Here is a 12,310-nt window from a genome sequence, read left to right on the forward strand (position 1 = left end):
CCGCCCCCCGCGTGCGGGGGGCGGCGGCCTCGGGTGTCAGGGGGTTCGGCGCAGGCGGCGTTCTTGGGACAGGTTGATCACGCCCGGTGGGTGACGGCGGCGGCGGTGGAGGCGGAAGCGGATACGGGTACGGCGCCAGACGAAGGCCGCGGTCAGTGTCAGGAGCATGCCCGTCAGCGCTCCGCCCGTCGCCGTGGTCGCATCGCGCAGGGCCATTCGGGGCTCCGGCGGTTCGGGCGAGGGGCTCGCAGAGCGGCGCGGCCACTGGGGGAGGAGGCGTACCCGGTGCTGGACGAGGTTGAGCGGGTCGAGGTAGAGGGCACCGCGGCGCAGCCCCCAGTGAAGGCACGGGACGCGGCAATGCCGGCCGCGCTCCAGGACCCCGATGCGCGTGCCGGACGCGACCAGGCGTCCCACATGCACGCTCGGGCGGACGGGAAGATACGTCGTGCGCAGCGGCCCGTGGTCGATCGCCACGACGCCGCGCCCCGCCAGGCGGTCGGCGTAGGAGACGCGCCCCGGCCCGGTGGCGTAGACGGCCTGCCCGGGGCGGCCGGCGAGATCCACCCCGCGATGGCCCGGCCCCCACGGGCTGGACGGCGGCGAGAAGCCCCGGAGCACCCGCGGCGCGGGCGGGCCCAACGGCCAGCGCCATGCGTCCAGACCGGGTCCGCCGACGGCGATCACGCAGGTGAGCAGCAGGCTGAGCAGCGTCATGCACCGCAGCCTGCCGGGCCCGCGGCGCCGCGTCGACGGGGTCGGCGAACTGTGGATAACCCCGCGGACCGTTGATGCCCGGACGCGTCGGCGCCCTGATAATCTGTGGGGGTGCCCGGAAGGACACCGGCCAGGGCCAGGCCGTCATCGATCCGCCTCCGGGTGGGGAGACGAGAAGCCGCTCCCGGAACGACAGGCTCAGACCCGGCAACGGGCCGGCCGCGTGGGACGCCCCACGGCGGCTGATTTCACGCGTCCGCATGCCACCGCACTCGGTGGGGCGCAGTCCCTAGGTCCGTCGCACGGCGACGGTGGGGCCGCACCCGGGCGCAGGCAGACAACCGAATGCGGCCCGGCAGGGCCAGAGAAGGAGAGCACGGGCAATGGCACCCGTCGTCACCATGCGGCAGCTCCTTGAGAGCGGCGTCCACTTCGGCCACCAGACCCGCCGGTGGAACCCGAAGATGAAGCGCTTCATCCTCACCGAGCGCAACGGCATCTACATCATCGACCTGCAGCAGTCGCTGTCCTACATCGACCGCGCGTTCGAGTTCGTCAAGGCCACGGTGGCCCACGGCGGCACGATCCTGTTCGTCGGCACCAAGAAGCAGGCGCAGGAGTCCATCGCCGAGCAGGCCACCCGGGTCGGCATGCCCTACGTGAACCAGCGCTGGCTGGGCGGCATGCTCACCAACTTCTCCACCGTCCACAAGCGGCTCACCCGGCTCAAGGAGCTGGAGGAGATCAACTACGACGACGTGGCCGGCTCCGGCATGACCAAGAAGGAGCTGCTCGGCCTGCGCCGCGAGAAGGACAAGCTGGAGCGCACCCTCGGCGGCATCCGCGACATGGCGAAGGTTCCGAGCGCCATCTGGATCGTGGACACCAAGAAGGAGCACATCGCGGTCAACGAGGCCAAGAAGCTCGGTATCCCGGTCGTGGCGATCCTCGACACCAACTGCGACCCCGACGAGGTCGACTACCCGGTCCCGGGCAACGACGACGCCATCCGCAGCGTCAGCCTGCTGACCCGCGTGGTCGCCGACTCCGTCGCCGACGGCCTCCTCGCGCGCGCGGGCGCCGCGACCGGAGGGGACGAGAAGCCCGCCGAGGGCGCCGCCCCCGCCGGCAACGCCGAGCCGCTGGCCGAGTGGGAGCGCGACCTGCTGGAGAACAAGCCGTCCGAGGGCGCCGAGCCGCAGGCTGCGGCGGAGGCCCCCGCGGCCGCGCCGGCCGACGAGGCCGCCGAGGCGCCGAAGCCCGCCGAGGCCGAGCAGGCTTGATCCCGCGGTCCCGGCGGCCCCGCACGGGCGCCGCCGGGACCGTCGCGGGTCCACGACCAACGACGAGAGAAGCGAAGAGAGCGATGGCCAACTTCACCGCCGCTGACGTCAAGCGGCTGCGCGACCTGACCGGCTCCGGCATGATGGCCGTGAAGAACGCCCTCACCGAGGCGGACGGCGACTTCGAGAAGGCGACGGAGCTGCTGCGCCTCAAGGGCGCCAAGGACGTCGGCAAGCGCGCCGAGCGCACCGCCGCCAACGGCCTCGTCGCCGAGCACTTCAACGGCTCGGGCGACGGCGCCCTGCTGGAGCTCAACTGCGAGACCGACTTCGTCGCCAAGAACGCGCAGTTCATCGAGCTGGCCCAGCGCCTTGTCGAGTTCGCCGCCGGCAGCGGCGCCGCCGACGCGGCCGCCCTGCTGACCGCCGAGATCGAGCCCGGCAAGACCGTCCAGGCCCTGATCGAGGAGAACAGCGCCAAGATCGGCGAGAAGCTGGAGCTGCGCCGCTTCGCCCACTTCACGGGCGCCTACGTGGCCAGCTACCTGCACAAGTCCGACCCGTCCCTGCCGCCGACCACCGGCGTGCTGGTCGAGCTGGACAAGGAGAACCCCGAGGTCGCCAAGGACGTCGCGCAGCAGATCGCCGCGATGGCGCCGAAGTACCTCACCCGCGAGGAGATCCCCGCCGAGGTGATCGAGAAGGAGCGGGCGCTCGCCGAGCAGCTCACCCGCGACGAGGGCAAGCCCGAGAAGGCCATCCCCAAGATCGTCGAGGGCCGGGTGAACGCCTACTTCCGCGACTTCGTCCTCGTGGAGCAGGCGTTCGTGAAGGACAACAAGAAGACGATCGCCAAGGTCCTCGACGAGGCCGGTGTGAAGGTCGTCCGCTTCGCCCGGTTCAAGGTCGGGCAGGCGTAGGGGCACTCTGGAGACAGGGACCCGAGAGATACCGCGACGAACGAGGAGGCCGCCGACGTGCCGGACAAGACGACCACTAGCGCGACGGCGGCCTCGTCGTCCGACGGGCACGGCGCCCGCGGGCACGCGCCCCGGGACGGCTGGAAGCGGGTGCTGCTGAAGCTCTCGGGCGAGGCCTTCGCCGGGCGCGAACCGCTCGGCATCGACCCCGAGGTCGTCCAGCACGTCGCCGAGGCCGTCGCCGAGGCCGTCCGGGACGGCGTGCAGGTCGCGGTCGTCTGCGGCGGCGGCAACATGTTCCGCGGCGCCGTGATGGCCGAGCGCGGCATGGACCGCGGCCGCGCCGACTACATGGGGATGATCGGCACCGTCATCAACTGCCTCGCCCTGCAGGACTTCCTGGAGAAGCTGGGGCTGGACACGCGGGTGCAGACCGCCATCACCATGAGCCAGGTGGCCGAGCCGTACATTCCGCGGCGCGCCATCCGGCACCTGGAGAAGGGCCGCGTGGTCATCTTCGGCGCGGGTCTCGGGCAGCCTTTCTTCTCCACCGACACCACCGCCGCCCAGCGCGCCCTGGAGATCGGCGCAGAAGCGGTACTGAAGGCCACCCAAGTGGACGGTGTGTACGACGCCGATCCACGGAAGAATCCAGACGCGGTCAAGTTCGACCATTTGGATTACGGTGAAGTCCTACAGCGGGGCCTGAAGGTCATGGACGCCACGGCCATCAGTCTCTGCATGGACAACGCTCTCCCCATCGTGGTCTTCGACCTCATGGGGCAGGGCAATATCGTCCGGGCCGTCCGGGGTGAGAAGATCGGCACGCTGGTCAGCCCGGCACAGGGCTGACCGCAGCCCCCGCGGCGCTCCGGCGCGCCGCGGAACCGCACAACCAGGGCCGACCAGATGACATGGGAGTCACAGTGATCGACGAGACCCTCCTCGAGGCCGAGGAGAAGATGGAGAAGGCGGTCGCGGTCGCCAAGGAGGACTTCCAGGCCATCCGCACCGGCCGGGTAACCCCCGCGATGTTCAACAAGATCACCGCCGAGTACTACGGGACGCCGACGCCGATCAACCAGCTCGCGTCGTTCACGCTGCCGGAGCCGCGGATGGTCATCGTCCAGGTCTTCGACAAGTCGTCCATGCAGGCGGTGGAGAAGGCGATCCGCGAGAGCGACCTCGGCGTGAACCCCACCAACGACGGCAACGTCATCCGGGTCGTGTTCCCCGAGCTGTCGGAGGAGCGCCGCAGGGAGTTCATCAAGGTCGCCGGGAGCAAGGCCGAGGAGAGCCGGGTCTCCATCCGCAACATCCGGCGCCGCGCCAAGGACACCCTCGACAAGCTCGCCAAGGACGGCGAGGCCGGCGAGGACGAGGTACGGCGTGCCGAGAAGGAGCTCGAAGACATGACGCACCGCTACGTTGCGCAGATCGACGAGCTGCTCGAGCACAAGAAGGCCGAACTGCTCGAGGTTTGATGGAACTCGACGATGCCGGGGAGCCCTCGGGTTCCCCGGACGAGCCGGAGGTCGACATGGCCGGCCCGCCCCCCGGAGAAGCGCTCGACTCGCCCTCCGAGCAGGACGGTCCCTCGAAGGACGTCCCCGCCGAGGAGGCGCCGCCGGTCGGTGCCACCGCCGCGGCCCCGCCCCTGAGGCAAGGGGCCTCCGAGGCGTCCGCGGATGCGCCGGCTGGGGCTTCCGAGGGGAAGCGGGAGAGCAGGACCGGCCGGAACCTGCCGCTCGCCATCGGCGTGGGCGTCGCGCTGGGCGCGCTGGTGCTGGTGTCGCTCTACACGGTCAAGGAGATCTTCCTTGCCGTGATGATCGTGTTCCTCTTCCTCGGCATGCGGGAGCTGACCGAGGCGTTCAAGAGCCGCGACATCCGCGTCCCGTTCATCCCCGTCGCCACCGGCATGGTGGGCACACCGGTCGTCTCGTATGTGTGGGGGCCCACCGCCACGGTGGCGGCGGTGTCCCTGACGGTGCTGGCGCTGCTGATGGTGCGGATGACCGAGGGCGCCGCCGGATACGTGCGGGACGTCGCCGCCGGGTCGTTCGTGGCCGGCTACCTGGTGCTGATGGGCGGCATCGTCGCGCTGCTCATGCGGCCTGACGACGGCGACCACCGCATCGTCATCTTCATCGCGACGACCGTCGCCAGCGACATCGGCGGCTACTTCGCGGGGTCGTTCCTGGGCAAGCACAAGCTCGCCCCCACGATCAGCCCCAAGAAGACATGGGAGGGCGTCACCGGCTCCGCCATCACGTGCATGGCCGTGGGCGGGTGGCTCGTCTGGTGGCTGCTGGACGGCGGGCAGGTCTGGCAGGGCGTCGTCATCGGGCTCGCCGCCGTGGTCACCGCGACCGCAGGCGACCTCGTCGAGTCGATGATCAAGCGGGATCTCGGCATCAAGGACATGGGAACGCTCCTACCGGGCCACGGCGGGGTGATGGACCGCCTCGACTCGCTGGTCGCGACGGCCCCCGTCGTGTGGCTTTTCCTGGAGCTGTTCCTCCCGACCTAAGAGATGACCCAGGAGCGGCCCTGCTGCGCCAGGCGCCGGATCAGCGCGTCCGATCCCTCGCTCTTCGCGTAGCGGTGCTCCTCGCCGGTGATGGGGACGAGCCACAGCCACCGGACGGCATCCCCGTTGAGCGTGAACCCGCCCATGGCGGGGGCCTCAGGGCCAGCCAGACGGCTCGGGTCGTCCAGGAGCAGCACGCCCTCCCAGGACGACTCGCCGCTGCTCAGGGGGAACGTGCGGGCTTCGTGGTACCACTTGACGACGTCCCCGGGGGCGAACCACGTCACCGACCGCCACGGGTACTGAGCCAGCCAGGGGAAGATGCTGCCGGCCTTCTGGCTGGGGAGCGTGCTGGCGACGGCGAGTTCGATCCGCGCGTAGGGCGCGACATCGTCCTCGTACAGCTCGACCGTGGGCATGCGTTGGCGGCTCATCCCGACCGTGCTCAACACCGTGAAATCGCGGCCGCTCCTCGCAGGACGCTCCGAAACCCCGACCGTGGGGGCGACACCCGTCCTCCCGCCGGCCAGCTGCCGTCCGACGTCGTGCCAGTAGTGGCCGCTCGGGCCGAGCCGCTGCAGCAGGTGTCCGAGCACCGACTGCTGGAACTCCGCCCAGGAACCGTCGGCCCTGCACCGCTTCCAGTGCTCGCGCGCCAGGTCGATGCGGGGGCCGAAGTCCTCGATCTCCTCGTCCAGCGGGAACGCGAAGGGGCTCTGGCGCACGGCGTCGCGCGCGTACCCGGGGATGCCGCGCCCCATGTCCGACCAGCCGGGTATCACGAACAGGGGGTCGCCCGCCTCCAGGACGGCGACGCCGTCGCCCTCCTCGAACCACACGACTTCCAGGGACTCGGCGTCCAGCGCCTTGCGTCCCGACGGATCGCGCAGGTGGGACGCCGGGAGGAGGGGCGGGCGGCCCGCGTCCAGCCGGGACTGGTCCAGCTCCGGCGGGGCCTTGCGGTGGTTCGCGACCCATGTCGCGCCGACCACCGAGTCCCGCGCGTCCTTCAGGTAGGCCACGGTGACGTCGCCGTCGGTCTCGACGACGAGCCGCCGGCTGCCGTACGGGCTCGCCGCGGCGTGGACGACCTTGGCCGCGGACCCCCGGGACGAGACACCGCCCTTACGCAAAACCGACATGATCGAGACCTTAGTCGCAGACAAGGTCATGTGCAGGAATGTCGCCCTACCGGGACGGGCGTCCTTGCCGCGGACGGACGATGCACGGGCCGGTGTTTGCGACACTGGAAGGACCATGTCTGCGACCCAGCCCGCCACCGCGCCCGAGAAGACCCCGGCGAAGCTCGTCTTCGCCGCGCCGAGGCGCGCCAAGCCGCCGAGGCACCTCGCCGACCTCACCGCGGCGGAGCGCCGCGAGGCGGTCGCCGAGCTGGGGGAGAAGCCGTTCCGCGCCGACCAGCTGTCCAGGCACTACTTCGCCCGTCTGGTGGACGACCCGGCCGAGATGACCGATCTGCCCGCCGCCGTCCGCGAGCGCCTGGTGTCGGAGCTGCTGCCCACGCTGCTGACGCCCGTCCGCGAACTGGACTGCGACGGCGGGACGACGCTCAAGACCGTCTGGAAGGCGTTCGACGGCGTCCTGTTCGAGTCGGTGCTCATGCGCTACCCCGACCGGGCCACGATGTGCGTCTCGTCCCAGGCGGGGTGCGGCATGAACTGCCCCTTCTGCGCGACGGGTCAGGCCGGGCTCACACGTAACCTCTCCACCGCCGAGATCGTGGAACAGGTCGTCGCGGGCGCGCGCGCACTGGCGCGCGGACGCATCCCGGGCGGGCCCGGACGCGTCTCCAACATCGTCTTCATGGGCATGGGCGAGCCCCTGGCCAACTACAAGGCCGTCATAGGCGCGGTGCGCCGCATCACCGATCCGGCACCCGCCGGGCTGGGCATCTCCCAGCGTTCTGTCACCGTGTCCACGGTGGGGCTCGTCCCTGCGATCGAGAAGCTCGCCGCGGAGGACATGTCGGTCCGGCTGGCGGTGTCCCTGCACGCGCCCGACGACGAGCTGCGGGATGACCTCGTCCCCATCAACAACCGGTGGAAGGTGTCCGAGGTCCTGGACGCGGCCTGGGCCTACGCCGACCGCAGCGGGCGCCGCGTCTCGATCGAGTACGCCCTCATCAAGGACGTCAACGACCAGGCGTGGCGGGCTGATCTTCTCGGAAGGCTCTTGCGCGGGAATCTCGTTCACGTCAATCTGATCCCGTTGAACCCGACGCCGGGGTCCAAGTGGACCGCCTCCCGGCCGGAGGACGAGCGCGAGTTCGTCAGGCGCCTGGAGGCCCACAGAGTCCCGGTCACGGTGCGCGACACTCGGGGCAGGGAGATCGACGGGGCCTGCGGGCAGCTGGCCGCGTCGGCGAAGGACTGAGCCGCGGGCGTGCCCTGCGCCCCGCGGGCGCGAGCGGAGGAGTGGTGAGGACGGGCGCGCGGTTGCCGGTGGTCATGCGCGGCTATGACCGGCACCAGGTCGACACGCTGCTGAAGCGGGTCTCCCAGGCGCTGGACGGCGGGCCGCCGATCACCGTGGACGAGGTGCGCGAGACCCGCTTCGACGTCGTCCTGCGCGGCTACGACCACCGGGCGGTGGACGAGCTGCTCCGCGAGTGCATCAGGGAGTTGCAGGCTAAGGGGCCGGTCGCGGAACGCGCCGGGAGGCCGCGTGCACGACCCGACTGGCTGATCAACTGGATCCAGAACGCCCGGTTCGCCAGCAGCGGCCTGCGCGCCGGCTACGACGTCCGGGACGTCGACGCCTTCCTGGACCGCGTGATCGCCGGCCTGCGCGGGACCGCCCCGCCGGTGACGGCCCGCGACGTGCGGGAGACCGTCTTCCGCGTCGTCCGGCTGCTGCCCGGCTACGAGGAGCAGGAGGTCGACCGCTTCCTGGTGCAGCTCGCGAGCGCACTGGAACGCTGAGTTATCCACAGTTTCGCGGACCGCTGCACGCAGCGTCCCGTTAGCGCGACGCTACGTGCATGGATCTCATCGCGCACTTCCGCCGGCTCCGCCTCCTGCTCGACGCCTTCCTCGCCCCGGAGATCACCGCCCTCCTCCTGCCCCTGGCCAGGCCGGCGCTGCGCCTCGGCGCCGGCGACGGCGCCCCCGTCCGCCTCGGCGGCGCGCCCCTCCTCCCGCCGGACGAGCCCTGGCCCGAGTGGAACGGCCGCCCCCTCGACTTCCTGGGCGCGATCGACTTCGCCGACCTGGCGCGCTTCGGCGACATACCGGGCCTGCCCACCTCGGTCATCGCGTTCTACTACGCGGCGGAGACGCCCCGCCCCTGGGGAGACGAACCCTCGCACTGGGGCGGCTGGCGCGTCTTCACCGGGCCTCTCCGACCCGCCGCGCCCGAGAGGGCCCTGTATCCCGAGACCGCGCTGGCCGCGACCCCGTTCCTCTCCCTGCCCTCACCTCAGGAGCCCGCCGTCCAGCGCCTGGAGACGATCTACAGCGGCGTCCTGCCGGTCTACGCGCAGCTCCACGCCGCCTGGACGCGCCACACCTGGGCGGAGAACGCGCCGGCGCACCAGCTGGGCGGCTGGCCGGTCCTCGTCCAGCGCCCGCTCGGCCCCGACTGCGTCTACGCCTCGACGGGCCGCACCCTGGTCTCCCCGAACTCGCCGGCCCTCACCCCGGACGAGCAGCGCACGGCCGAAGAGTGGCGCCTCCTGCTCCAGCTCGACTCCGACCCCCGCCTCGGCTGGTACTGGGGCGACCCGGGCCGCCTCTACTTCTGCAACCGGCAGAACACCCCTCCGGAGGAGACCTGGCTGACCCTCCAAGCCGCCTGACCCCCGGTGGCTTGAGGGGCTAGGGGCGGTGGCGCGACGTCGCGACGTAGAGCGCGCCCACGATCAAGGACCACAGGACGAGGTGGAGAGCGATGGCGGGGAAGTCCGAGGTGAAGGCGCCGGGCCCGTCGTGGGCCGCGCGCAGCCACTCGATCATCGGCACGGAGAGCCGGGCGAGGGGGCCGATGCCGAGAAGGAGCAGCGCCAGAGCCCCGCCCAGAAGCACGAGCAGCGAAACACCGGGGTCGGGGATGACCGCCCGGCTCGTCCACGCGCCGAGCAGCGTCCCCGGGACGGCGACGAGGAGGTTCAGTGCGCAGCCGGTCAGGATCGCCGAGCCGGGCGAGCCCGCCTGCACGGCCTGCAGGAGAGGAACGGCCAGCACGACAACGCCCAGGCAGAGGTTCATCGCATACGCCGCGAGCAGCCCCGCCCAGACCGGCGTGAACGGGCCACGGACCGCGGTGGCGGTGAGCGCGCGCTGCTCATCGGGTTGCGTATCCAGCAGAGCGCGCGCCGCCCACGCCCACACGGGGAACATGAACGCCGCCACGTCCGCGAACGTCCTGACCGCGAGATCGGAGGCATCGGGCCCGCCCGGCCCCTGGATGAGGATCAGCGCCACGAACAGCACCACGACGATGAACGGCGGCAAGACGCGCAGCGAACGGACATACCCCGCCATCTGGAACCGGACGACAGCGATCATCGCTCGCGCCTCCGCACCCGGTAGCCGTCCGCCCGGAGCTTGCTCTCCAGACTTTCAGCCTCGTCCCCGGACACCTCAACCTCCAGGGTGACCCGCTCCTCAGTCGTGGGGGTGTCGGAGGTGAGGCGGGTGACGGAGGCGTCGGCCACCCTCAGGCGGTCGACGCCCGGGAGGGCCTCGATGCAGCGCTGATGGTCGCTGACGACCACGGTCGTGCCGGCCGCCGCCAGTTGGGAGATCAGTTCTGGCAGTGCGTCGCGGGTGGCGGCGTCCAGGCCCGCGAACGGCTCGTCCAGGATGAGGAGTTCCGGATCGGCCATGAGGGCCTGGGCGAGGCCGACCTTCTGAGCACTGCCCTTCGACAGTTCGGAGAGCCGGACGTCAAGGAGGTGATCGAAGCGGAGCCGCTCCGCCCACGTGGCGACCGGGTCTCCGGGCACCTGGCGGATCGCCGCCATGTGACCCAGATAGGTCCGGACGCTGAACGGCTGGTCCACGGGGAACCGCTCTGGCGCGTACCCGACCCTGGACGGACGGCCGTGGACGGCGCCGACGCGCGGTCGGCGCAGACCGGCGATGACGCGGAGGAGCGTGGACTTCCCCGCGCCGTTGTGCCCTGTCACCTCGGTGACGGTGCCCGCCGCCAGAGACAACGAGACGTCCCTGAACACCCAGGGATCCTTCCGCCGATAACGAAAGGCCACGTTCTCCAGCCGCATGATCACCAAACGGTAGGCCCAGCGCCGTAAGCCCGGCGTTAACCACCGCTGGCTCACGAGTCCGGCCACCCGGAGGTGCCCATGAACCCAGCCACTCGCGGCTGCCCTTACCAGCGCTTCGCACCGTCGAGCGCAGGGGGTGCGGGAGGATGGGGGGATGGGTGAGTCGGCGGGCAAGGCGTGTGTGTTCTGCGAGATCGTCAAGGGGGAGCGGGCAGCGCATGTCGTGCTGGACACGGCGGACGTGATGGCCTTCCTCGATATGCGGCCCTTGTTCAAGGGGCACACGCTGCTCGTTCCGCGTGCGCATGTCGAGACGCTCATGGATCTGCCCGAGGAGTTCCTGGGGCCGTTCTTCGGGCATGCGCAGCGGCTCGCGGGTGCGATGGAGTCGGTGCTCGGCGCGGCGGGGTCGTTCGTGGCCATGAACAACCGGGTGAGCCAGAGCGTGCCGCACCTGCACGTCCATGTGGTCCCCCGGAATCGCAAGGACGGGCTCCGCGGGTTCTTCTGGCCGCGGCAGAAGTACGAGTCGGAGGCCGAGGCCGCCGGCTATGCCGCGCGCCTGGCGGAGGGCCTCAGCGGCTAGGGGCGGGTGGTGCGTCCGTGGCGCGGGACGGCCGGGAGGCGTTGCCCCGGCCAGCCCGCGCCAGAGCGGTCATGGAGTCAGGCCATGGCCGTGAGGAGGGCCACGAAGGGGGCGGACGGGTCCGGGGCGGCGGGGTCGGCGGGGGCGGTGGCCTCAAGGGCGGCGGCGTGTTCGTAGAGGTCTCGTTCGGCGCGGTCCAGGGCTGCGGACAGGACGTAGTCGGTGATGGTCCAGCCGACCAGTTCGGCCGCCTTGCGGATGACGAGGAATTGGTCGGCGGAAGCGGGGAAGGCGATGTGCTCGGTGGCGGGAAGGTCCTGGCGGACCGACTCGGGCATGGCCGGTCTCCCTCCTTGCGGCATCTAAAAGTACGCCGGGAGGTGTTGCCAGGGCATCCCCACTGAGAACGAGAATCGTCGGGTGTGCGGAGGAGTCAGCGCGTCCCCCAGGAGTAGGTCTGTTTGCGCAGTTTGAGGTAGACGAAGCTTTCCGTGGAGACGACGCCCGGGACGGCGCGGATACGGCCGAGAAGTTCCAGGAGGCGCTCGTCGTCCTCGCACACGAGCTCGACCAGGATGTCGAACGACCCGGCGGTGATGACGACGTAGTCGATCTCGGGGAGGTCGGCCAGCTCGTCGGCGATCTTCTCCAGGTCGCCCTCGCACTTGACGCCGATCATCATCTGCCGGGAGAAGCCGAGCATGAGGGGGTCGGTGACGCCGACGATCTGCATCACGCCGGCGTCGAGGAGCTTCTGCACGCGCTGCCGGACGGCGGCCTCGGACAGTCCCACGGCCTTGCCGATCGCGGCGTAGGAGCGGCGCCCGTCCTGTTGGAGCTGCTCGATGATGTGCTTCGCGGTCTCGTCGAGCTGGACGCGGGCTGCGCGTTCCATCGATCGTCTCCTAGGTGCGGCATCGGGGGTGTGAGGCGTCTGGGTCAAGTGAATCAGTCGTGAAACTGGATCGTAACAACGGAATCACTTGTATTGGGCGGGATCCTCTGTAAGGGTCTGGGCCTACA

15 protein-coding genes are annotated in these 12,310 nt (G+C 70.8%); 9 read left to right on the forward strand and 6 right to left on the reverse strand.

What is annotated here, in order from left to right; all coding sequences use genetic code 11:
• Nucleotides 1-36: 36 nt before the first annotated feature.
• Complete coding sequence (locus ACIWVC_RS01650; RefSeq protein WP_396445909.1) at nucleotides 37-717, reverse strand: murein hydrolase activator EnvC family protein; 681 nt, start codon at nucleotides 715-717, stop codon at nucleotides 37-39.
• A 383-nt stretch (nucleotides 718-1,100) separates the two neighbouring features.
• Between ACIWVC_RS01650 and rpsB the strand changes: the two genes are divergently transcribed.
• The 5 genes from rpsB to ACIWVC_RS01675 all read left to right on the forward strand — a co-directional run bounded on the left by rpsB (nucleotide 1,101) and on the right by ACIWVC_RS01675 (nucleotide 5,453).
• A complete protein-coding gene (gene rpsB, locus ACIWVC_RS01655; protein ID WP_396445910.1) occupies nucleotides 1,101-2,000 on the forward strand; it encodes a 30S ribosomal protein S2 in 900 nt (299 codons plus the stop codon).
• An 83-nt stretch (nucleotides 2,001-2,083) separates the two neighbouring features.
• Nucleotides 2,084-2,920: a translation elongation factor Ts gene (gene tsf, locus ACIWVC_RS01660; protein ID WP_396445911.1), complete on the forward strand. Its 837-nt coding sequence runs from the start codon at nucleotides 2,084-2,086 to the stop codon at nucleotides 2,918-2,920.
• Nucleotides 2,921-3,070: 150 nt separating this feature from the next.
• On the forward strand, nucleotides 3,071-3,772 hold the full coding sequence (pyrH, locus tag ACIWVC_RS01665; RefSeq protein ID WP_396445912.1) for a UMP kinase: 702 nt from the start codon (nucleotides 3,071-3,073) through the stop codon (nucleotides 3,770-3,772).
• A gap of 74 nt (nucleotides 3,773-3,846) precedes the next feature.
• Complete coding sequence (gene frr / locus ACIWVC_RS01670; RefSeq protein ID WP_396445913.1) at nucleotides 3,847-4,404, forward strand: ribosome recycling factor; 558 nt, start codon at nucleotides 3,847-3,849, stop codon at nucleotides 4,402-4,404.
• Nucleotides 4,404-5,453, forward strand: coding sequence for a phosphatidate cytidylyltransferase (locus tag ACIWVC_RS01675; protein ID WP_396445914.1), 1,050 nt, complete (start codon nucleotides 4,404-4,406; stop codon nucleotides 5,451-5,453). The genes frr and ACIWVC_RS01675 overlap by 1 nt, the downstream gene beginning before the upstream one ends.
• Here ACIWVC_RS01675 and ACIWVC_RS01680 read toward each other — a convergent pair.
• On the reverse strand, nucleotides 5,450-6,595 hold the full coding sequence (locus ACIWVC_RS01680; protein WP_396445915.1) for a suppressor of fused domain protein: 1,146 nt from the start codon (nucleotides 6,593-6,595) through the stop codon (nucleotides 5,450-5,452). The genes ACIWVC_RS01675 and ACIWVC_RS01680 overlap by 4 nt on opposite strands.
• 115 nt (nucleotides 6,596-6,710) lie before the next feature.
• Between ACIWVC_RS01680 and rlmN the strand changes: the two genes are divergently transcribed.
• From rlmN to ACIWVC_RS01695, 3 genes are read left to right on the forward strand one after another with little or no spacing between them, the layout of a single operon-like run.
• Nucleotides 6,711-7,847 carry a 23S rRNA (adenine(2503)-C(2))-methyltransferase RlmN gene (gene rlmN / locus ACIWVC_RS01685; RefSeq protein WP_396445916.1) on the forward strand — a complete coding sequence of 379 codons (1,137 nt, stop codon included), beginning with the start codon at nucleotides 6,711-6,713 and terminating at the stop codon, nucleotides 7,845-7,847.
• Between the two features lie 44 nt (nucleotides 7,848-7,891).
• The gene (locus ACIWVC_RS01690) at nucleotides 7,892-8,395 is read left to right on the forward strand and encodes a DivIVA domain-containing protein (RefSeq protein ID WP_396445917.1); all 504 of its coding nucleotides are present in this window, start codon (nucleotides 7,892-7,894) and stop codon (nucleotides 8,393-8,395) included.
• Between the two features lie 59 nt (nucleotides 8,396-8,454).
• A complete protein-coding gene (locus ACIWVC_RS01695; protein ID WP_396445919.1) occupies nucleotides 8,455-9,270 on the forward strand; it encodes a DUF1963 domain-containing protein in 816 nt (271 codons plus the stop codon).
• Nucleotides 9,271-9,289: 19 nt separating this feature from the next.
• On the opposite strand, the gene ACIWVC_RS01700 is transcribed toward ACIWVC_RS01695, so the two are convergent.
• Nucleotides 9,290-9,979: a hypothetical protein gene (locus ACIWVC_RS01700; RefSeq protein ID WP_396445920.1), complete on the reverse strand. Its 690-nt coding sequence runs from the start codon at nucleotides 9,977-9,979 to the stop codon at nucleotides 9,290-9,292.
• Nucleotides 9,976-10,698 (reverse strand): ATP-binding cassette domain-containing protein, encoded by a 723-nt coding sequence (locus tag ACIWVC_RS01705; RefSeq protein WP_396445921.1) that lies wholly within the window; start codon nucleotides 10,696-10,698, stop codon nucleotides 9,976-9,978. Before ACIWVC_RS01705 ends, ACIWVC_RS01700 begins: the two co-directional genes overlap by 4 nt.
• A 157-nt stretch (nucleotides 10,699-10,855) precedes the next feature.
• Between ACIWVC_RS01705 and ACIWVC_RS01710 the strand changes: the two genes are divergently transcribed.
• Entirely contained in the window at nucleotides 10,856-11,287 is a 432-nt protein-coding gene (locus ACIWVC_RS01710) for an HIT family protein (RefSeq protein ID WP_396445922.1), read from the forward strand.
• 77 nt (nucleotides 11,288-11,364) lie between these two features.
• Here ACIWVC_RS01710 and ACIWVC_RS01715 read toward each other — a convergent pair whose 3' ends face one another.
• Both ACIWVC_RS01715 and ACIWVC_RS01720 read right to left on the reverse strand, forming a co-directional pair.
• Complete coding sequence (locus ACIWVC_RS01715) at nucleotides 11,365-11,625, reverse strand: DUF1778 domain-containing protein (RefSeq protein WP_396445923.1); 261 nt, start codon at nucleotides 11,623-11,625, stop codon at nucleotides 11,365-11,367.
• 95 nt (nucleotides 11,626-11,720) lie between these two features.
• Entirely contained in the window at nucleotides 11,721-12,182 is a 462-nt protein-coding gene (locus tag ACIWVC_RS01720; RefSeq protein WP_396445924.1) for an Lrp/AsnC family transcriptional regulator, read from the reverse strand.
• Between the last annotated feature and the right edge of the window lie 128 nt (nucleotides 12,183-12,310).

Source organism: Actinomadura sp. (assembly GCF_044508335.1).
GTDB lineage: Bacteria > Actinomycetota > Actinomycetes > Streptosporangiales > Streptosporangiaceae > Spirillospora.

Excerpts from the sequence above, each read along its gene's own strand:
- ACIWVC_RS01650 (WP_396445909.1), bottom strand. The coding sequence starts at position 717 with ATGACGCTGCTCAGCCTGCTGCTCACCTGCGTGATCGCCGTCGGCGGA.
- rpsB (WP_396445910.1), top strand. The coding sequence starts at position 1,101 with ATGGCACCCGTCGTCACCATGCGGCAGCTCCTTGAGAGCGGCGTCCAC.
- tsf (WP_396445911.1), top strand. The coding sequence starts at position 2,084 with ATGGCCAACTTCACCGCCGCTGACGTCAAGCGGCTGCGCGACCTGACC.
- ACIWVC_RS01675 (WP_396445914.1), top strand. The coding sequence starts at position 4,404 with ATGGAACTCGACGATGCCGGGGAGCCCTCGGGTTCCCCGGACGAGCCG.
- ACIWVC_RS01680 (WP_396445915.1), bottom strand. The coding sequence starts at position 6,595 with ATGTCGGTTTTGCGTAAGGGCGGTGTCTCGTCCCGGGGGTCCGCGGCC.
- rlmN (WP_396445916.1), top strand. The coding sequence starts at position 6,711 with ATGTCTGCGACCCAGCCCGCCACCGCGCCCGAGAAGACCCCGGCGAAG.
- ACIWVC_RS01695 (WP_396445919.1), top strand. The coding sequence starts at position 8,455 with ATGGATCTCATCGCGCACTTCCGCCGGCTCCGCCTCCTGCTCGACGCC.
- ACIWVC_RS01700 (WP_396445920.1), bottom strand. The coding sequence starts at position 9,979 with ATGATCGCTGTCGTCCGGTTCCAGATGGCGGGGTATGTCCGTTCGCTG.
- ACIWVC_RS01705 (WP_396445921.1), bottom strand. The coding sequence starts at position 10,698 with ATGCGGCTGGAGAACGTGGCCTTTCGTTATCGGCGGAAGGATCCCTGG.
- ACIWVC_RS01710 (WP_396445922.1), top strand. The coding sequence starts at position 10,856 with ATGGGTGAGTCGGCGGGCAAGGCGTGTGTGTTCTGCGAGATCGTCAAG.
- ACIWVC_RS01715 (WP_396445923.1), bottom strand. The coding sequence starts at position 11,625 with ATGCCCGAGTCGGTCCGCCAGGACCTTCCCGCCACCGAGCACATCGCC.
- ACIWVC_RS01720 (WP_396445924.1), bottom strand. The coding sequence starts at position 12,182 with ATGGAACGCGCAGCCCGCGTCCAGCTCGACGAGACCGCGAAGCACATC.